16 protein-coding genes and 1 tRNA gene are annotated in these 19,168 nt (G+C 45.0%); 8 read left to right on the top strand and 9 right to left on the bottom strand.

Annotation, left to right across the window (positions count from 1 at the left end):
• Window position 1 precedes the first annotated feature (1 nt).
• Window positions 2-616: a TetR/AcrR family transcriptional regulator gene (locus tag RMY63_RS09225; RefSeq protein WP_322728424.1), complete on the bottom strand. Its 615-nt coding sequence runs from the start codon at window positions 614-616 to the stop codon at window positions 2-4.
• A gap of 151 nt (window positions 617-767) precedes the next feature.
• Between RMY63_RS09225 and RMY63_RS09220 the strand changes: the two genes are divergently transcribed.
• The 3 genes from RMY63_RS09220 (at window position 768) to RMY63_RS09210 (ending at window position 4,969) form a co-directional block, all read left to right on the top strand.
• Entirely contained in the window at window positions 768-2,465 is a 1,698-nt protein-coding gene (locus tag RMY63_RS09220; protein ID WP_322728423.1) for a pitrilysin family protein, read from the top strand.
• A gap of 35 nt (window positions 2,466-2,500) precedes the next feature.
• Window positions 2,501-4,018: a pitrilysin family protein gene (locus tag RMY63_RS09215; RefSeq protein WP_322728535.1), complete on the top strand. Its 1,518-nt coding sequence runs from the start codon at window positions 2,501-2,503 to the stop codon at window positions 4,016-4,018.
• A 270-nt stretch (window positions 4,019-4,288) separates the two neighbouring features.
• Window positions 4,289-4,969: a RibD family protein gene (locus RMY63_RS09210; protein ID WP_322728422.1), complete on the top strand. Its 681-nt coding sequence runs from the start codon at window positions 4,289-4,291 to the stop codon at window positions 4,967-4,969.
• A gap of 124 nt (window positions 4,970-5,093) precedes the next feature.
• Here the strand turns inward: RMY63_RS09210 and RMY63_RS09205 are convergent, their stop codons facing one another.
• The 6 genes from RMY63_RS09205 to RMY63_RS09180 form a co-directional block, all read right to left on the bottom strand.
• Window positions 5,094-5,444, bottom strand: a complete 351-nt coding sequence (locus RMY63_RS09205; RefSeq protein WP_322728421.1) for a histidine triad nucleotide-binding protein — start codon at window positions 5,442-5,444, stop codon at window positions 5,094-5,096.
• A 181-nt stretch (window positions 5,445-5,625) separates the two neighbouring features.
• Window positions 5,626-5,699 (bottom strand) — tRNA-Pro (locus RMY63_RS09200).
• 50 nt (window positions 5,700-5,749) lie between these two features.
• Window positions 5,750-6,115, bottom strand: coding sequence for a DUF1818 family protein (locus tag RMY63_RS09195; protein ID WP_322728420.1), 366 nt, complete (start codon window positions 6,113-6,115; stop codon window positions 5,750-5,752).
• Between the two features lie 65 nt (window positions 6,116-6,180).
• Window positions 6,181-6,720, bottom strand: coding sequence for a hypothetical protein (locus RMY63_RS09190; RefSeq protein WP_416212500.1), 540 nt, complete (start codon window positions 6,718-6,720; stop codon window positions 6,181-6,183).
• 183 nt (window positions 6,721-6,903) lie between these two features.
• The gene (locus RMY63_RS09185; RefSeq protein WP_094351515.1) at window positions 6,904-7,140 is read right to left on the bottom strand and encodes a DNA-directed RNA polymerase subunit omega; all 237 of its coding nucleotides are present in this window, start codon (window positions 7,138-7,140) and stop codon (window positions 6,904-6,906) included.
• A gap of 48 nt (window positions 7,141-7,188) precedes the next feature.
• A complete protein-coding gene (locus RMY63_RS09180; RefSeq protein WP_322728419.1) occupies window positions 7,189-8,400 on the bottom strand; it encodes an RNA-guided endonuclease TnpB family protein in 1,212 nt (403 codons plus the stop codon).
• A 472-nt stretch (window positions 8,401-8,872) separates the two neighbouring features.
• Between RMY63_RS09180 and RMY63_RS09175 the strand changes: the two genes are divergently transcribed.
• Window positions 8,873-9,292: a fasciclin domain-containing protein gene (locus RMY63_RS09175; protein WP_322728418.1), complete on the top strand. Its 420-nt coding sequence runs from the start codon at window positions 8,873-8,875 to the stop codon at window positions 9,290-9,292.
• A 155-nt stretch (window positions 9,293-9,447) separates the two neighbouring features.
• Here RMY63_RS09175 and RMY63_RS09170 read toward each other — a convergent pair whose 3' ends face one another.
• Window positions 9,448-10,920, bottom strand: coding sequence for a glycoside hydrolase family 13 protein (locus tag RMY63_RS09170; RefSeq protein ID WP_322728417.1), 1,473 nt, complete (start codon window positions 10,918-10,920; stop codon window positions 9,448-9,450).
• A 582-nt stretch (window positions 10,921-11,502) separates the two neighbouring features.
• Between RMY63_RS09170 and RMY63_RS09165 the strand changes: the two genes are divergently transcribed.
• The 4 genes from RMY63_RS09165 to RMY63_RS09150 all read left to right on the top strand — a co-directional run bounded on the left by RMY63_RS09165 (window position 11,503) and on the right by RMY63_RS09150 (window position 18,804).
• Complete coding sequence (locus tag RMY63_RS09165; protein WP_322728416.1) at window positions 11,503-12,840, top strand: efflux RND transporter periplasmic adaptor subunit; 1,338 nt, start codon at window positions 11,503-11,505, stop codon at window positions 12,838-12,840.
• Complete coding sequence (locus tag RMY63_RS09160) at window positions 12,837-16,067, top strand: efflux RND transporter permease subunit (protein ID WP_322728415.1); 3,231 nt, start codon at window positions 12,837-12,839, stop codon at window positions 16,065-16,067. Before RMY63_RS09165 ends, RMY63_RS09160 begins: the two co-directional genes overlap by 4 nt.
• A 594-nt stretch (window positions 16,068-16,661) precedes the next feature.
• Window positions 16,662-18,389, top strand: coding sequence for a S8 family peptidase (locus RMY63_RS09155; protein WP_322728414.1), 1,728 nt, complete (start codon window positions 16,662-16,664; stop codon window positions 18,387-18,389).
• A 115-nt stretch (window positions 18,390-18,504) separates the two neighbouring features.
• On the top strand, window positions 18,505-18,804 hold the full coding sequence (locus RMY63_RS09150; RefSeq protein ID WP_322728413.1) for a hypothetical protein: 300 nt from the start codon (window positions 18,505-18,507) through the stop codon (window positions 18,802-18,804).
• Window positions 18,805-18,847: 43 nt separating this feature from the next.
• Here the strand turns inward: RMY63_RS09150 and RMY63_RS09145 are convergent, their stop codons facing one another.
• Window positions 18,848-19,093 carry a CU044_2847 family protein gene (locus tag RMY63_RS09145; protein ID WP_322728412.1) on the bottom strand — a complete coding sequence of 82 codons (246 nt, stop codon included), beginning with the start codon at window positions 19,091-19,093 and terminating at the stop codon, window positions 18,848-18,850.
• Between the last annotated feature and the right edge of the window lie 75 nt (window positions 19,094-19,168).

Here is a 19,168-nt window from a genome sequence, read left to right as displayed (position 1 = left end):
CCTAATCTTTAACTAAAACACCATTAAGAAAGATATCAGCGAGTCCTTCCGCCATTTCCTGCATTTGTTGGGGAGAGGCGTCAGGTTCGATGAGGGTGTTGTTAGAAAAACCTGCGATCGCAAACATTCCTAAAAAAACTTTTGCAACTAGCTTCGCGTCCCCTTGACGATAAATACCTTTATCCATCGCTGTTTGAAAGAATGCTTCGCCCACATCGGTCATTTTGGTAATCACTTCTAATTGAATGCGATCGCGTAAATCGGGGTGAAACTGCACCTCCATAAAACAAACACGCATCAAATCGGCATTTTTTTGGAAATTCCACATCCGACGGCGCATCACCTGAGCGACGGCTTTATAGCTGCCCATTTCACTTAATTCTGTGAGCAAATCTGTCAGAATCTCTACCCAGCCACTCGTGGCTACTTCTACCAAAATTGCTTTTTTATTCGGAAAATGACGAAATAGAGTACCTTCAGCTATACCTGCCGCTTGTGCTAAGTCGCGGGTGGTAGTACCGTCAAATCCCTGAGAGGCAAACAAACGTTGCGCTGCCTGTAAAATCCGGGTGCGCGTCTGAGCCTCTGAGGGCAAAGAAGAATTAAAAACTCGCATAACAGTTATGGTTAGATATCCGTAAAAAAACTTGTAGCATTATTGTCTAATGTCAAGTGTAAAGAGCCACTGAAAGCTTAATACAAGATTAACGCTCTTTTGCTAAGTATCCTGTTACTTAGGTAATGTAACTTTATCTTAATTCTCGCTTATGAACCAGAGCAGTCGGTCAATTTGGAATTTTATACTTCGTCGTCAGCGCATCTCGACTGAGCGATCGCAGAATATCTCAGTCGAACGATTGGGGATTTTGGATTGCTCAGATCGAGTATCTGTCAGATTAGGGCGGTTATTTGTCACTTTGTTGACTTTAATTATCTTCTCGTGGGGATTGCTGCCAGAAGTCGCTCTAGCTCAAACTCAGACAGCACCTCCTCTTCAAGAAACCAAAACTCAACCCCCGCCAGTTCAAAATTCAATCCAACCTTATCTCGATCGAGTTATTAAGCAATTAACGGAGTTTCGCCTCGACAATGGTTTGAAATTCATTGTCTTGGAACGACATCAAGCGCCTGTGGTTTCTTTTCTTACTTATGCGAATGTGGGTGGTGTGGATGAGCCAGATGGCAAAACTGGTGTAGCTCACTTTCTGGAACATTTGGCGTTTAAAGGCACAACGCGCATTGGTACACAAGACTACAAAAAAGAAAAACCGCTACTAGATACCTTAGAGCAGTTGAATGCTGAAATTAAAACAGCGAAAGCCGATGGCAGAAAAGCTGAGGTTATTAGGTTACAAACTGAGTTTGAGCAAGTAGAATTGCAAGCAGGCAAGCTAGTCAAGCAAAATGAATTGGGGCAAATTGTCGAACAAGCGGGAGGCGTGGGTTTAAATGCCAATACTTCAACCGAAGCCACTCGTTATTTTTACAGCTTTCCTGCCAATAAGTTAGAACTTTGGATGTCGTTGGAGTCGGAGCGATTTCTCGATCCGGTAATTCGTCGTGAGTTTTATAAAGAGAAAGATGTAATTTTAGAAGAACGACGGATGCGGGTGGAAAATTCACCCATTGGACAGATGGTGGAAAAGTTTATCGATACTGCTTACAAAGTCCATCCCTACAGGCGTCCGGTGATTGGTTATGACGAAGATATCCGCAATCTGACACCAGAAGATGTCCAAAAGTTTTTTGATACTCACTACGTACCAAGTAATTTAGCGATCGCCATTGTCGGAGATGTCAATCCCACTCAGGTGAAAAAACTAGCGCAAACTTATTTTGGCCGTTTTCAAGCCAAAACCAAAGCTGTTGAACAAATCCCGGTAGAACCGCCACAACAACAAACACGGGAAGTTATGGTACAACTACCTTCTCAACCTTTGTATTTAGAAGGTTATCATCGTCCGGCAATTACCGATCCAGATAATGCCGTCTATGAAATCATTGGCAGTTTATTAAGTGATGGGCGCACGTCGCGGCTATATAAGTCTTTGGTAGAAAAGCAACGTTTGGCGCTAAATGCTCAAGGTTACAGTGGATTTCCTGGAGATAAGTACCCAAACTTGATCTTTTTCTATGCTCTCACAGCTCCTGGTCATACAGTTGATGAGCTGGCGGTAGCTTTAAGTCAAGAAATTGACAAATTAAAAACTGAGCCTGTAGCGGCGGCTGATTTGCAACGGTTGAAAACCCAAGCACGGGCGAGTTTGTTACGTACTCTCGATTCCAATATGGGCATGGCTCAACAATTGTTGGAATATGAGGTGAAAACTGGTTCTTGGCGGAATTTGTTTAAGCAGTTGGATGACATTTCAGCGGTGACGACGGCTGATATTGTGCGAGTGGCAAAGAAGACGTTTACGCCAGAAAATCGCACGATTGGGAAGTTGTTGTCGAAAGAAGCATGAAAAACGAACCGCAAAGGGCGCAAAGGAAAAGAGATATGCAGAGGTATAAGGTGAAAGGTAAAAGGCAGATAGCGTTGAAAATTCAAAATAGGAAGGGGCTGATTTATGCTTTGGTTGGGGTTTTTGCGTGCTTACTTTTAACTTGTAATTTTTCTCTGGCGGCGACGGCTGAGGCGAAACATTACACAGAATTGCAGCTACCACCGCTACCTGAGATTAAGTTACCCAAGTATGAGCGGTTTGTACTGCAAAATGGCTTGGTTGTGTATTTAATGGAAGATCACGAGTTACCGTTGGTGAATGGTACAGCGTTTGTACGGACAGGGAATCGCTTGGAACCAATGGAGAAAGTTGGGTTGGCTGGTTTTACAGGCGGGGTAATGCGAACTGGAGGAACTAAGAACCATTCGCCCGATCAACTCAACGAGATATTAGAACAACGGGCAGCATCTGTGGAAGTTAGTATTAGTGAAGCTTCTGGTAGTGCTAGCTTTGATGTACTCAGTGAAGATTTAGAAACAGTATTTGGGCTGTTTGCTGAGGTGCTGCGATCGCCTGTATTTGCTCAAGAAAAGCTAGACTTGGCTAAGACACAAGCTAAAGGTGGCATTGCCCGTCGTAATGACAATCCAGATAAAATTGCTAATCGAGAATTTAAAAAATTGCTCTATGGGAAAGATAGCCCTTATGCACGCACGATAGAGTATGCAACAGTGGATAAGGTTGAGCGTGAGGATTTGCTCAAGTTTTATCAGCAATATTTCCACCCCAATAATATGATTTTGGGGATTGTGGGGGATTTTGAGAGTAAGAAAATGCGATCGCTCATTCAAGCTAAGTTTGGCAATTGGCAGCGTCACCCAGGTATTGCTAAACCCACATTACCAAAGGTTTCGCCAGCTAATACAGGTGGAGTCTTTTTTGTCAATCAGCCCCAACTGACGCAAAGTAGTGTGCTTATCGGGCATTTGGGCGGACGTTTCGACAATCCCGATTATGCAGCGCTGGACGTATTGAATGGAGTGTTAAATGGATTTGGTGGACGCTTATTTAATGAATTGCGATCGCGTCAAGGTTTAGCTTACTCTGTCTACGGCCAGTGGAGTCCCCGCTACGATTATCCTGGCATATTTATCGCTGGTGGAGAAACGCGATCGGATGCTACTGTCCAGTTTGTCAAAGCCTTACAAGCCCAAATCAAGCGCACCCAAACTCAAAGAGTGACTGCAAAAGAACTAGCTTATGCCAAAGAGTCTACACTCAATTCCTTTGTGTTCAACTTTCAAGACCCCAGCCAAACCTTATCACGATTGATGCGATACGAATATTACAGTTATCCTGCTGATTTTCTCTTTCGCTATCAAAAAGCCGTCGCCGCCACCACAGCAGCCGATGTCCAACGGGTAGCACGAGAATATCTCAAACCAGAAAAGATTGTGACTCTAGTAGTGGGGAATCAAACCGCCATTCAACCGCCATTGACACAGTTAGCTAAACAGGTGACACCAATAGATGTAACGATTCCTGGTTCGCAGCCACAGGCGAAGAATTGAACAAGATGCAAGGGAGCAGGGAAGCCAATTTCAAATCTTAATAAGCCAGGGATCTTCTAGTTCAAATAATTTTCTTGATTATCGGGAAATGACAGAGGACAAATTGGAGTAACAAGTAGAAACTAAATCAGGAACCAAAACCTTTGGAAATTCCAGAGGTTTTTCCTTTATTGTAGTAATCTTTTTCGGAGCGATCGCTTCAGCATACGCTTCAGGGTAATTGAGGGGATTCAAAAAGGTAAAATTATAAAGAATCGTTACAACATAATCATGTCAGCTATCCAAACAACTGTGGTTCTTGCCATGACGGCCGATGGAAAAATTAGTGCCGTAGATCCGAAAGCGCCTCGTGAACCCCATGTAGTCGATCAAGCACACTTGGAGTATCAAGTCTCCCTTGCCGATTTAGTCTTGGTAGGAGCAGGGACAATTCGGACTGAGGGGGAAACCTTTACAATTCGCGATCCCGAACTGTTGGCAGCACGTGAAGTTCGGGGTCAATCTCCCCAGCCGATTACTTGTGTTGTTTCAGGTTCCCTTGACCTATCGCCGGATTTGCCTTTTTTGAGTCAGGACATTGAGAGATGGATATTTACCACACGGGCTGCTTTGCAGCGCAGTTCTGATACAACAACCTTGCAAAAACTGGCTGAATTAATTGATTTGGGAGATACAGATATGGACTGGGATCGGGCCTACACCTTGATGGCAGAGCGCGGTATTCACAAAGTAGTTGCTTTGGGAGGTGGCTCTTTAACAGCTGCTCTAGTTCAGGCAGGGCGAATTGACGATTGGTGGTTGACCATTTGGCCAGTCATTTATGGAGGAAAGCACGCCCCTAGCCCAGTGGAGGGAGAGGGTTTTGTTCCCAATGCTGCTCCTCATCTCGAACTCATAGAAACTCGTCAGGTTGGAAGTGATTTGTTTTTACACTACCGCACGATCAAGTGAAAACGCGCTGCCAGAATTAAGCACTATGATCGTTGATACTAAAAAGCAGGGGAGCAGGGGTGCTTTTGCCCACAATTCCCCTCAGTTTGTACCTTTTACCCTACCCCCTGCCTCCTGCCTCTGATCAACCAGGAGGCCAATCCAACTGCCGTCCTCCCAAAATATGCAAATGTAAGTGATTGACTGTTTGACCGCCGTCATCACCAGCATTGATGACAACTCGATAACCATTTTTTAGTCCAGCAACTTCTGCAACACGTTTAGCAGTTAACAAAAGATGCCCCAACAGAGCATGATCCTCTGATTCAACGTCAGCTAATGTAGCAATGGTTTTTTTGGGAATGATCAGGATGTGAACGGGCGCTTGGGGATGGATGTCTTTGAATGCCAGGGCTAAATTATCCTCATAAACAATATCAGCGGGAATTTCCCGACTAATGATTTTGCTGAAAATCGTTTCTGTACTTTCACTCATGCCAATCTACCTACTAATCTGCTAGAGATTTTATATTAAGTCCGCCTAATTACTTATCATTGAAAAAATTTGATTGTGCGGGTATATCCCGATTTACTGTTCGGTTCGGTTTTTTCAGGAAAAACCTATGAAAAAACCTGCTAATCTTTTAAAAAGACTAGCAGGTATGGCTTATCATCAATCGGAGCGGCGGGATTCGAACCCACGACCTCCACTACCCCAAAGTGGCGCGCTACCAAGCTGCGCTACGCCCCGGTCAGAATTCCCATTATATAACAAAACTCTAGGATAATCAAGAGGCAATTTTAAAAAACCTTAAGCATCCCACTAGCTTGCAGTAAATTTGGAACAGCAGAAGCATTCCATTTACCTTCTACACATCGCCCTGTATTCAATATGAAGCGCAGACTGTAATCATGAGGATAGCCTTCGACTTCCATCCATAATAAATCGCTTTCGGCTTCACAAGTAATTTTTTCCTCTTCCATCAATTCAGTTGCGAGTTGTTTCATGGTGTCTGCTAACTGTGCTAGTAGACGACAAAAATCATTTAACTCGGCTTCGGTTAACTCAATTGCCCAATCATCTGCACCTACTAAACCTTTAAACTCAGGTGTATCGGGGTTCCAGCCAATACGCCAACCCGCTCCGGTTTTGACAACGCGTTCCATAGTTTAATTTTTTAAACGCAGACGTACGCAGAGGTTTAACGCAGAGGGACGCAAAGGAAAAATTATCATTTTAGTAGTTCGGCACCTCCTCGTTGTGGTGGCTGCGGGGTAGTTGATGTAGTCGGACTGGGTGCGGTATTGGGGTTAGGGGGTACGGTATTTTGAGAAGTAGGATTAAATATATTTACTAAGACTTGCACTAAGGTATCTCGTTGGCTGCGGGTGAGACTCTTGATGGCTTTGCGATCGCCTTCTATCGGATTTTCCCGTAGTGCATCATTTCCTGGATAGGTAGTATCATACATAATTTCGTTCGCACCCAGGTAATCAGCTAAAGTCAGCTTCCAATCTAAGCGATAAATAGGGGCCCGCCCTTTAGTATAAATGTGATATCTAATTAGACGATTTGCTAAAGTATTGTTTTCGGCAACTTTCCCATTTTCTTTGCTGATATACTTATTTTCTTGGGGAAAATCTGGCAATTGCTGATATACTTGCTGCCAAACATCGCTAGGGGTGATTCTCTGGGCATCAGCAGGTTGGATAGTAAATAAATTTCTATGTATTGATTTATCCATCCCTGAACAGAAAACAATTACACTCATTACCATTAAGGTAAGCAGTAGTGGTGTTAGCGGATAGCTAAGGTTGAGCCAGTGCTGAGTTGCGAGTTTTGAGAAAATTGATTTAAACAGAAATTTTTTCTTTTTCATAGAACAATATTTTGGACGTTGCTGAGTGAAAATATGAATTTGCCTGATTCAGAATTCAGCACTCAGCACTCAATCTTATAGTTCGCCGATAATTTCTGGTTGAGTCAATTCATCGGACATTTCGATTATTGCCCTTAGCACTGGCTTCATCATCGCATCTTCGTTACTTTCAAAGTCTTCATAACGCCGACGTTTAGCACGATTTGCTACCTGAACCGTAATGCGGTATCGATTAGAGGCTGCACTAATCAGATCCTCAGCACGGTGCATAATCTGAGATTGAGTTGTCTCGAACTTAGAACGCTTTAGCATAATCAGTGGTTCTTGGGGTCATTCTCCAGTGTAACAGCAGTGAACTACCTACACCGCCCTAACGGGTCGATGTAGGCTTCCGGTTTCATCGACAAATGCCTTTCCACCTTGCGGCTTATTGGTCTTACTTCGCCTCGACTCGGCAATAACGGGGTTCCCTCCGTCCAGAGATAATATCCGAAGTCCTTCTGTTCTTATGCTCTGACTGGCGTTTCCATCACGATCATGATGACTATCGCAACTCGGACAATCCCAAACTCTTATATCAAGTGGCAATGTATCAATGATATGTCCACAACAGGAACAGGTTTTAGAACTGGGGAAAAATCTACCTATTTCTACAAGTTGTCCACCACAGTCTTTCAACTTGTAACTTAGGAAATTAACAAACATTCCCCAACCTACGTCGGATATAGTTTTTGATAGCTTGCGGTTCCGTATCATCCCCTTGACATTGAGATTTTCAACGACAATAATTTGACTTTCATTAACCAATCTTCTGCTGAGTTTATGCAAAAAATCTTGGCGGGAATTTGATACTCGTTCGTGAACCTTCGCTATTATTTTTTTGTGTTTCTGTCTTGACTTACTTCCTTTGACTTTTCGGACAAATTTTTTCTGTTTACGTGCAAGGTTCTTCTGGTGACGATATAGGTGCTTTGGATTGGAATACTTGGTAACTTTTTTCCCATCATGAACAATAGCAAAGTCCTTTAAGCCTAAATCAATACCAAGTATTTTATCTCCACTTGGTTGATTTAATTCAACCTCTACCTCGCACAAAACTGAAGCAAAGTACTTGTCAGTAGCAGTTTTGCTAATGGTGATAGTTTTAATTATTCCCAAAACTTGTCTGTGAAACACTGCCTTCACTTCACCAATCTTAGGAATCTTTAACTTATCATTTACAACAGTGACACTTTGCGGATACTGAATAGACTGCTTATCAAATTTTGATTTAAACTTGGGAAACTTAGCCCGTCCATCAAAAAAGTTTTTGTAAGCTTTGTCTAGGTTAATAGCTACGCACTGCAAAACTGAGGAATAACAGTCTTGCTTTAACCAAGGATGCTCTACTTTTAATTGAGGTAATAAACCTTTGTATATATTTTTGCTTAATGACTTGCCTGTTTGTCTAGCGTGTTGAATGCAAGCATTTAAGGCATAATTCCAATACCACCTTGCACAACCAAACGATTTGGCTAGCGCTTCTTGCTGTTCGATTGTTGGATATAGCCTGACTTTGATTGCTTTCAACACTGGTCATCACCTCCTTTCTACACACATGATAACCTGAATGTGTATCCAGTGTGTAACCAAAATGAAAAACAAGCAATTAAGATTAAGAATGTCAGAACGGCGATTTAATAAGCTGCAAACGTATGCTGTTCATGTTGACAAAACTATGACCCAAGTAATAGAAGAGCTTGTTGACTCGTTGCCAACTATAGAGAGAGGCAATTCGTCATCTCTACGAGAGGCTACACCAACGACCAACATTGCTGATTAATCAGCAATGTTGGTCAATTAATTCCTCACAGCCTGTGAATTCATCCCACACCTCCCTTCTCTACGAGACGCTCCGCGAACGGGTAGGATGTGGGGCTTCTTCTGCCATAGCTAAATCAGTCTGCTGCTGTCTGTTAAATCGCCAGCAACCTGTCTATTGATAGAGGCTAAGATATTTATAGTCACTTTATAAGTAACTTGTAGTATTAGATAACGCACTCTCATGGCTGACCTTGTGGAAACTGCGATCGCAGCAGGTAATTTCAATACTTTAATAAAGGCTGCTAAAGCTGTAAATTTCATCGAAACTTTGAAAAGCCCTGGTTCTTTCACGCTCTTTGCACCGACTGACGAAGCTTTTGCTAATCTGCCAGAGGGAACTTTAGACTCGCTACTAGAAGATATCCCCAAGCTCCAAAAAATTGTGGCGTATCATATCGCTAGTGGGGATGTCAGGTCTGATGATTTGGTACAGATTAATGAGGCACAGACGCTTGAGGGGTCAATTGTAGCCATTGAATCTGCCGACGGTAAATTTAAGGTGAATAACGCCAATGTCCTTAAAACAGATATTCTGACAGACAATGGCGTGATCCATATCATTGATGCAGTGTTGATGCCTGCAATGGTGGCAGGAAAATAATTTATGGAATGTGGGGCATTGGGCGTTAGGAGTGCTGTTAGCGGAAGCGGGGCGTTTAGCCCGTGCTGAGTGCTGAGTTAGGAGTTAAGAGTTAGGAGTTAGGAGTTAGTATTATCTTCTCTCCCCGTCCCCCTCATCCCCCCACTCCCTACTCCCTACTCCCTACTCCCCACTCCCAGGATGCACCCACTGCGCGCGGGAACAGCCAATGACAACTGCTGAGTTTCTCCTTCAGCATTCCACTCAACTTCAGCACTGCCATATAAAAGCTTGTTGGGTTGAGTACGCAAAGTCGTGATATCTGCATTCGCTGTTACCGAACTTGTACCAGCGTTGACGACAATTATCAATTCTTCTGTCCCCAAAGTTCGCGCAAAGATATAAAGTTGCCCTTGAGCATGGAGGACTTGGTAATCGCCTGTACGCAAGGCTGGGTAATTTTGGCGCAGGGCAATTAATTGACGGTGAGTATTAAAAATTTCTTGATTCCAGTTACTCTCTAAAGGAAAGCCACGACGCGAGTCTGGGTCAATTCCACCAGGTAAACCAACTTCATCACCATAGTAGATGCTGGGAGCACCGGGAAAGGTGAGTAATAGTAGAGTTGACAATTCTATACTGGCTATATCGCCGCCTGCAATGGTCATCAATCGGGCTGTATCGTGACTTGCAAGCAAATTGAGTTGAGTTAGCTGAATTTCCCAAGGGTAAAGTTGCAGTACTTCTTGGATTTTGGTGGCGTACTCGGCGGCAAATAAGGGTGGGTAGGGTTGATAGTCGCGGCTTTGGACTTGTTCTAAGACTACGCGATCGCCTGCTGCAAAGGCAATTGTTGGCCCAGCAAATAAATAATTCATCACGCCGTCAAATTGCGTTCCATCCAACCACTCACGTGAATCTCCCCACACTTCGCCCACAATGTAAGCTTCGGGATTGACTGCCTTCACGCGATCGCGAAATTCCTGCCAAAAACCAGGAGTTTTGATTTCAAATGGTACATCCAATCGCCAACCATCAATGCCCAATTTAATCCAATATTCGGCAATTTCCATAATGTATTCTCGTACTTCTGGATTATCGTGGTTAAATTCTGGTAAGGCACGATTTCCCACCCAACCTCCGTAATTGGCAGGGAACTCCCCATTATATGGTGAAAGGGGCCAGCTTTCTATTTTGAACCAATTTACCCAAGGCGAATGGGGGCCATTTTCTAAAACGTCGTGGAAAAAGAAAAAGCCCCGGCTGGAATGGTTAAACACCCCATCCAGAACAACTTTGATATTCCGTTGGTGGGCTGCATCGAGCAATTCTTTAAAAGCCTCGTTGCCCCCCAGCATGGGGTCAACTCGATAATAATCGTGGGTATGATAGCGATGATTGCTGGCGGATTGAAAAATAGGTGTGAAGTAAATCGCGTTAATCCCTAAATTCTGGATGTAGTCTAAATCCTCCATAATGCCCCATAAATCGCCGCCTTTATAGCCTTGGAGGGTTGGCATAGAGTCCCAATCTTCCCAACGGGCTTCCTGCAATAACCGTTTGCGCGGCTGTTTGCTTCTGGCAAAACGATCTGGGAAGATTTGGTAGAAAACAGCGTGCTTCACCCAGTCTGGTGTTTGAATTTGCATGAATAACTTTTTGTATGTTCAGAAGCGATCGTTGCAAATATTAGCTTCTTTATGGCTCTTACTTATGATAGAGAATCTGTCATTTGTCAGTAGTCATTAGCGATTTAGCCTGTCTTCTGCTGTTTTATAGGCAAATGCTATCAGTCTTATACCAATTCCTCCGATGCACGAACTGACTATCCATGCATCTGCTCACTTGGAGTGCGATCGCACTCCGATAATTATCCGGTTATTTGTCACGAATCAGGGCTAGGTCGAAAATCTAACTTCACCTGATCGGGTGAGTCATCAGGGTGAGGCGGATGGGCAGATTACTTGGTAAGATACATTTGTAGTCTTTGTAATATAAACTGACCGAGACAATGCAAGGATTTTAGATTTTGGATTTTGGATTAAATCTAAATCTAGAATCCAAAAAACGGTTTCAAGCCTCTCTGTTTACGGAGAAAAAAACAAAAATTTTCAATATTTAAGCCTCTTCTTTATAAGGAGAGGTTAATCTAAAATCGAGTGACAAAGATAGTTTGCCTGCTAACGAGTAGAACCTATGCCGCGCAATTAATCTGAGGTTTTTCGTCAATTATGAGAACGTCTGAATCCCAGGGTTCATCGCCAAAATCTAAGGCGCGATCGCTTGGCCTAAAACGATCGCAGCTTGGGCTGTTAATACTCCTGCTGTTAGTGGGTGGTAGTGTGGTCGTTTGGCGGGCACTCACTTCTGCCAGTAACCCCGCGCCTTCTTCTATGGCTCAAGGACTGCCTCCGACGCCCGTTGAAACCATCACCTTGAAACGAGGCAAAGGTGTTAGACGCATCCAGTTATTAGGGCAAGTTGAGGCAAGTAAAACCGCCACGCTTCGCACCCAAGCCACAGGGACGGTTGAGCGGGTTTTTGTGGAGGTGGGCGATCGCGTCAAGCCAGGAATGACCATCGCCATCTTAGACGATGCGGATCAGCAGCTAGTATTGGCAGAAGCACAGGCAAGGCTGGCGCAGCAGCGCAGCGTACTGGCGCGTCTTTTAGTAGGCACCCGACCGGAAATCATTGCCCAGCGTCGAGCCGAACTCCGCTCTACCCAAGCACGAGAACAGGAGGCACTAGAAGACCTCAAACGTTACCAAGAGTTAGTAGCAGCAGGGGCAATCAGTGAGAAGGCGCTATTAGAAGAAAAAGCTACGGTGGATGCGACACGAGCGGAACGATTGAAAGTACAAGCGGCTCTGGCAGAAGCCACAGCAGGGCCTACCCGTGAAGAAATTGCCGCCCAACAAGCTAGCGTCGCCGCCGCCAACTCTGCGGTCAATCAAGCACAACTGACCCTGGCACGGACGCAGATCAAGGCTCCAGCAAGTGGAATTGTGCGATCGCGGGAGGTCAGCACGGGCGATCGGGTGGAGAGTAACGATCCGGTGCTAACTCTGGTGAATAGCAACGAGTTGGATGTCTTTCTGGAATTGCCAGAGCAACTTAGCGGCAGCATCACCCCCGGTTTGTCTGTAGAATTGACTGCCCGGGCGCTTCCCAACTGGCAAAGACGCGCCACAATTAGCGGCGTAGTTCCGGCTGCCAACGCCGCATCACGACGACAAATAGTCCGGGTGCGATTGCAGAATCCACCCCAGAATTTGTTGCCCAAAATGGCGATCGCCGCAGAGCTACAGTTACAGGTCGCGCCGGATAGCTTTATTGTCCCCCGCGATGCTTTGGTTCGGCGCGATGAAACCTGGCTGGTTTACACCGTGGTAGATGGCAAAGCAGCAGAGATGAAAGTGAAACTAGTTGTTGACATGGGCGAAACAATGGCGATTTCTAGCAGTCAGTTGCAAGTCGGACAACCCGTTGTGGTGCGGGGTGGTGAAGCGCTGATACATGGAGCGCCAGTACAGGTTGCTGAACAAAACACGAAGCAGAAATCATGAACTTCATTGAAACAGCTGTCCGTTGGCGGCATGGCACCTTTGTTTTATTCTGTCTGTTGGCAATGTTTGGGTTGATCGCCCTGTTCAGACTACCTTTGGAACTGCAACCAGGAGGTGATCGCCCAGAAATTACCCTTACCACACCCTACATTGGCGCAGCCCCCGCAGAAGTGGAGGATTTGATCACTCGCCCGATTGAAGATGTGCTGGAGGAAATTGAAGGCGTTGAAGAAATTACCAGCCAAAGTCTATCAGGGATTAGCACCATCACGATCAAGTTTGACTGGGGAACAGATGTCGATGCTCGCCTGCTGAATGTGCTGAACAAATTACAGCAGCTAGAAGAACTACCAGAGGAAGCAGGCGAGTCTGATGTGCAGGTTGCTAGCGGCACCAACAATCCGATCATGTGGATTGTACTAAAGCCAAAACCAGGCTATCAGACTGATCCTAACCACTACCGCGACCTGATTGAAGAAGTGATTGAACCCGCACTGCGACGAGTAGAAGGGACGAGTCGATTTTTTATTTTTGGGGGACAGGAACGGGAAGTGGAGGTATTAGTCGATCCGAAAGCCTTAAGCGATCGCTATCTCACCCTTACCGATGTTACGAATACCTTAAGAAACAACAATCGTGATATCCGGGGCGGCCCCTTGGTACTCGGAAAACGCGAGTACCAGGTGCGGACGGTAAACCGAGCGCAAGAGTTAGATCAACTCAAAACCTTTGTCTTGCGCCGCGACGACTCAGGAACGGTTTATCTGGGCGATGTGGCTGAGGTGGAAATGGGGCGTAAGTTCGAGGACAGTGCCTTTCTGTTCAACGATACCCCCTCTGCCGGAATTGGCATCATCCGGCGGGTGGGAGCGAATGTACCGCAGGTGTCCAAGGGAGTCCGAGCAGCCTTAGCCAGCTTGCAGACGCAACTCAATCGCCAGGGTGAAGGGGTTGAGTTTGACGTTACCTACGATGAAAGCACGTACATTGACCAGTCGGTGTCCAACGTGCGAGGCGATTTAATTACGGGTGGAGTGCTGGCGATCGCAGTATTGCTGTTGTTTTTGGGTTCACTCCGCACCGTTGTTGTCGTTGCGATTACCATTCCGATTGGGATGATTGTGGTGTTCATCGTTAGTGCAGTGCTGGGGCGATCGCTCAACATCATTAGTTTGGCGGCGTTGGGGTTTGCGGCGGGGATGGTGGTCGATAATGCGATCGTTGTGGTCGAAAACATCTTTACCCACATGCAGCAAGGGAAAAGTCGCCTGCAAGCAGCGATCGACGGTACCCAAGAAGTCGGCGGGGCAATCCTGGCGGCAACATTGGCAAACGTGGCAGTATTTGCGCCCTTGGTGCTGGTGACGGGCGAAGTCGCACAGTTGTTTGTCGATATGGCAATCACGATTACAGCTGCTGCTGTATTATCGATGTTTGCATCATTGACGTTACTGCCGATGTTAGCGAGTCTGTTTCTCAACCCAGCAGAAGCACAGCAAACGTTTCAATTAGGAAACTCCAGCGATAGCCAACTACAGGTGCAAGGTAGCCGCAACTGGTTGGAGCGATCGGTCATGCACACTTCCCTGGTGTTTCGACGACTGCAAAGCAAGTTAGAAAGCTTTTTGTTGGCAACGGTAGGTTGGGCACTAGGTCCGCGTCGGCTCAAGCGCAGACTTGCATTGCTATCCATTCCGATTGTGCTGCTGGCTTCTAGTATTGTCTTGCTGCCTCCAGCAGACTATCTACCAGAAGGCAACCTGAATTTTGTGTTTTGGTTGACCGAGACGTTTCCCGGAACCAGTGTCCCAGAGGCAGTAAAGCTGTCTGCACCTGCCAGAGGATTCCTCAAACAGCAATCTGAAATCGCCAACACCTTTTTTGTCAACTTTCCCCAGTTTCGCGGCATTGGCATCAGCCTGAAGCCAGAATCGGCGACGGGTAGCGGGCTAGGGGAGATAGTAAAACGCTTGACTCTTCAAAGCTTTGGCTATCCAGGCTATAAATTTATGTTCCCGATCCGCTTCCCCATCTTCAACGATCCGGGTAAATCATTTGAGGTGCAAATTATTGGGCCAGACCTGCAAAAACTTTCGGAGCTAGAGCAACAGTTGACTCAACAAATCTCAGCCTTACCAGGAGTTGCCAATGCTCGCTCTAACTCAATTAACGGCGCTCCCCAACTGCAAGTCATTCCCAACCGCGCCCGACTTTCCGAGGTGGGTTTGTCGGAATCGGAGGTCGGAGCGATGGTGGAAGCGGCGCTGGGAGGACGCTTTGCTTCTGAGTTCGTCGATGGTAAAGAAGAACTAGATGTCACGGTACAGTTGCAAAATGTCTTTGTCAAAACACCAGAACAGTTACGCCAGCTGTCACTCTACAGCCCTCAAATTCCGCAAGTGCAGCAAACAGCGAATAGTCAGCAGCCAATGTCTACCTCTCAAGGGGGACAAGTTCAGCTTGCAGATGTGGCAACTGTGAGCGAAACAACTGGGCCTGGTGTGATTAACCATGTGGATTTAGAACGCTCTACTACTCTAACGGTGAGCCTGACTCCAGTTGCACCATTAGGACAAATTGTCAATCAGACCGAGAATCAAATCCTTGCACCATTACGAACCAAATTGCCGTCTGAATTTCGCGTGGAACTGGCTGGATCAGCCGATCGCCTTTCAGAAACCGTCGGACAACTCGCCTCTGCTTTTGTGTTTTCGGTGATTATTACCTATTTGCTACTGGTTGCCCTGTATCGTTCATTTCTGTATCCATTGGTGATTATGGCAACAGTGCCAATGGGATTGACCGGAGCATTGCTGAGTCTGGTTATTGCCAACTGGATTCCCGGTGTGATTGTGCCCTTGGATATGATTACCGGATTGGGGTTTTTGATTTTGACTGGAGTAGTGGTAAATAACGCCATTTTGATTGTGGAGCGAGTACTACAGCTTCAGGAAGAGGGGCAAAAGTCCGATGAATCGCTCTATAATGCTACCCGCGATCGCCTCCGTCCGATTTTTATGTCAGCAGGTACAAGCGTCCTGGGCATGGTGCCTCTAGCAATCTTTCCGGGACAGGGATCTGAATTGTATCAAGGTCTGGGAATTGCCTTAACCGGAGGCTTGGTGTTTTCTACAATCCTGACTCCGACTGTGGTTCCGGCATTGATGGCACTGTTGCATGATTTCTCAGGCAAGCGCACTGAAAAAACAAGCTACAGAGAAACATGACCGAGACAATGCAAGGATTTTAGATTTTGGATTTTGGATTAAATCTAAATCTAGAATCCAAAAAACGGTTTCAAGCCTCTCTGTTTACGGAGAAAAAAACAAAAATTTTCAATATTTAAGCCTCTTCTTTATAAGGAGAGGTTAATCCACGCATACGCGCTGAATTCTTCTTCAATATTTATTAAATTTATCTTTTTTATTTATTACTTAATTATTCTTAATTTAATTTTATTAACTTTGTCCGTAATGATTTAGGCAGACACTGGATTAGTTTAATAGCTTCATAAAAATTACCTGTTACCCCAGTCTTAGGTAATTCTTAGATGCGGCTGCTCAAAGATGTCTCACGAGCCAGAGAAAATCACTATGAGGGAGACATAATTTATGAATATGAGTTATGAATTAGCAATTGTCTTAGAAATAAATTCCCACATCCTAAGCTTATTTGATGTTATCTATAAAATAAATAGATAACTATAGTCGCATCAAATAATCAAAGCTAAAAAACTACATAGTCTGCGTTAATGCTAGAGCGACTTATCCTGCTAGAATCATTACTTTTTTGACAGCAACTCAATTTAATTTAAGGTAAAAATGAGACACGAAAAACTTTCTCCTGGACTACTTTTGGCATTTCAAGACTATCAAAATGAAGGAGATCAAGCTTTAGTTACACATAAGCGATCGCTTGGCATCATTGCCCACAAAAGCCCGGTCAAGCCTACTAAGAGCGTCGTTTTTATTTACTGCGACCCTGATGCAGACTTAAGTTATCTATCACAATATAATATTGAAGTCAATCAAAACTCTGGGAGTGTGCGGACAGCTTTCTTACCGATAGAGAGTTTAGATGTCTTATCTGAAGAAGATGTGATTCAGCGGATTAAGCCATCACGCAAACTTCATTTGAGGATGGACACTGCAATGGGAACAGTTAAACTGCCGGAGTTTAAAAACCAAACCGGACTGACTGGAAAAGGAGTAATCATCGGCATTATAGACAGTGGCATCGATCCCAAACACCCCGCCTTTGCTGGACGAATTTTACACATTTGGGATCAAACACTGCCAGGCCCAGGAGTTATAGAGGGCGGCTATGGGGGTGAATTTACGGGAGCGCAACTGACAATTTCTCAGGATACTGGCGGTCATGGTACTCACGTTGCGGGTATTGCCGCCGGTGCTGATACTAACTATAGTGGTGTCGCACCAGAAGCGGAATTAGTTGTCGTCAGGTCAGATTTACAGGATGCCCACATTGCAGATGGTGTGCGTTATATTTTCCGAATTGCCAGAGAGTTGGGACGCCCAGCAGTGGTAAATCTCAGCTTGGGTGGACACGCTGATGCCCATGATGGTAGCGACTCCCTATCCAAAGTGATTGATGCCGAAACTGGCCCTGGAAGAATTGTTTGCTGTGCGGCGGGTAACGAAGGAAACGATAACATTCATGGACAAGCGACCATACCCAGTGGACGCACTCGTGGTATGCGCTTTAATGTTCCTTTGAATCAAGTAGGCATAGTTTGGTTAAACGCTTGGTATGCTAAAGACAGCGAATTGGAAGTATCTGTGCGGAGTCCTAACGGTTTTGTCACCCCCTTTCAAAAAATCATTACTGAAGGTAATGCTGCCCAAGATCACCAGTTACCAGATGCACGGGTGCAATTAGCGACACCAGCACCAGACCAAGCCAACGGCGACCATAATTTCTTTGTGCAAATCCGGGGTATTGGCCCCTCGCAAGTAATGGGAGGTGTTTGGCAGCTGCGAGTCCGCAACACTTCTTCAACTGACGCATGTTTAAATGTGTGGACACTAGATGATAGTTCGTCAGTGTTTTTCACTGGTAAAAGTGTGAAGGATGCGTTAAAAATTGGTTCGCCGGGAGCCGCTAGCAGTGCAATTACAGTTGCCGCCTATACTACTAAAATCAAGTACACAGATATTGATAACCAAGTGCGAGAAATGGGGTTAGAACTGGATACTATTTCAGAATTTAGCAGTGAAGGCCCTCTACGCAATGATGGACAGAAGCCCGATGTAGCAGCACCAGGAGCGATGATTATTTCGACACTTTCCGCCGATGCTAATTTTGACCGTTCAGCGATGATTAATTCCAAGTTTGTGGTTCAGGCTGGTACGAGTATGGCGACACCGTTTGTTAGTGGGTTAGTAGCACTGCTGTTGCAGCGAGATCCTAAACTCGATCCGGCTGCTGTGAAAGACTTACTACGTAAAAATAGTGCAATTCCTGGAAAACCCGCAGGCACATTTGATGACAAATGGGGTTATGGAGTGATTAATGCCTTAAATCTGTAATTAGACTGAGAAAGGTAGATATTATTTCTGTACAAGGGTAGGCGATAAAAACCTATAACTTTGATAAGTTAGGGTAGGCAATAATTGCCTACCCTAACTTATCAAGGAATTACTGATGAATTATCAGAAACTAGATGCCGCTCTTGCTACAGCGCTGAATGATGTTCAAGATTCACAAGAACCGAGTTTAGGGGTTTTCATCCATACCGAACCAGTTTTAAACTCTGCTGCAACTGCTATTTTAGAAAGTTTAGGCGTCAGTGGTGTTACCAGTGGCAAAGATATTTTCACGGCAACACTGTCACCAAATGCCATTTCCCAGTTGTCAGAGCAATCTTGGGTGAAATATTTGAAGCGATCGCAGCAATTACGTTTGGTTAATAGGAAAATAAATACACCGAAGTTGGGCGTTTAATGGGCATTGCCTACCCTTATAATGTGTAGATAATTTTTTGCTGTTAAAGTGAATCCGGTTTTTGTTTTTCTGGAAACTTACACTTCACCTCAATTTCCAGATTACTTTCAGCAGAGCCTTCGGTAATGTAAGGAATACCTGCTTTACCACCTAACTTAATGCCAAATTTAAGTCTTACCTCCTCAATGTCAGCAGTATTGAAGTCTTTAAAAGCACTAAGAGCATAGATAGTATAAGAGCGAATCATTTGCCGAGCTTGTTGCATCCGAGCGATCGCATCTGTTCGCACATCCTTGTATTCTATGCCATCGTCGTCCTCCTCAATTTCCTAAGTTATTTCGGTGGCTGTGACTTAATCTCAATC

The organism is Nostoc sp. ChiQUE01b, assembly GCF_034531255.1.
Lineage (GTDB): Bacteria > Cyanobacteriota > Cyanobacteriia > Cyanobacteriales > Nostocaceae > Nostoc.
This window is presented reverse-complemented; position numbering and strand designations above follow the sequence as displayed.

What these genes read in the sequence shown, in the direction of transcription:
- RMY63_RS09190 (WP_416212500.1), bottom strand. Translation starts at nt 6,720, where the DNA reads ATGAGTGTAATTGTTTTCTGTTCAGGGATGGATAAATCAATACATAGA.
- RMY63_RS09165 (WP_322728416.1), top strand. Translation starts at nt 11,503, where the DNA reads ATGAGAACGTCTGAATCCCAGGGTTCATCGCCAAAATCTAAGGCGCGA.
- RMY63_RS09155 (WP_322728414.1), top strand. Translation starts at nt 16,662, where the DNA reads ATGAGACACGAAAAACTTTCTCCTGGACTACTTTTGGCATTTCAAGAC.
- RMY63_RS09215 (WP_322728535.1), top strand. Translation starts at nt 2,501, where the DNA reads ATGCAGAGGTATAAGGTGAAAGGTAAAAGGCAGATAGCGTTGAAAATT.
- RMY63_RS09185 (WP_094351515.1), bottom strand. Translation starts at nt 7,140, where the DNA reads ATGCTAAAGCGTTCTAAGTTCGAGACAACTCAATCTCAGATTATGCAC.
- RMY63_RS09210 (WP_322728422.1), top strand. Translation starts at nt 4,289, where the DNA reads ATGTCAGCTATCCAAACAACTGTGGTTCTTGCCATGACGGCCGATGGA.
- RMY63_RS09225 (WP_322728424.1), bottom strand. Translation starts at nt 616, where the DNA reads ATGCGAGTTTTTAATTCTTCTTTGCCCTCAGAGGCTCAGACGCGCACC.
- RMY63_RS09205 (WP_322728421.1), bottom strand. Translation starts at nt 5,444, where the DNA reads ATGAGTGAAAGTACAGAAACGATTTTCAGCAAAATCATTAGTCGGGAA.
- RMY63_RS09150 (WP_322728413.1), top strand. Translation starts at nt 18,505, where the DNA reads ATGAATTATCAGAAACTAGATGCCGCTCTTGCTACAGCGCTGAATGAT.
- RMY63_RS09220 (WP_322728423.1), top strand. Translation starts at nt 768, where the DNA reads ATGAACCAGAGCAGTCGGTCAATTTGGAATTTTATACTTCGTCGTCAG.
- RMY63_RS09170 (WP_322728417.1), bottom strand. Translation starts at nt 10,920, where the DNA reads ATGCAAATTCAAACACCAGACTGGGTGAAGCACGCTGTTTTCTACCAA.
- RMY63_RS09175 (WP_322728418.1), top strand. Translation starts at nt 8,873, where the DNA reads ATGGCTGACCTTGTGGAAACTGCGATCGCAGCAGGTAATTTCAATACT.
- RMY63_RS09195 (WP_322728420.1), bottom strand. Translation starts at nt 6,115, where the DNA reads ATGGAACGCGTTGTCAAAACCGGAGCGGGTTGGCGTATTGGCTGGAAC.
- RMY63_RS09160 (WP_322728415.1), top strand. Translation starts at nt 12,837, where the DNA reads ATGAACTTCATTGAAACAGCTGTCCGTTGGCGGCATGGCACCTTTGTT.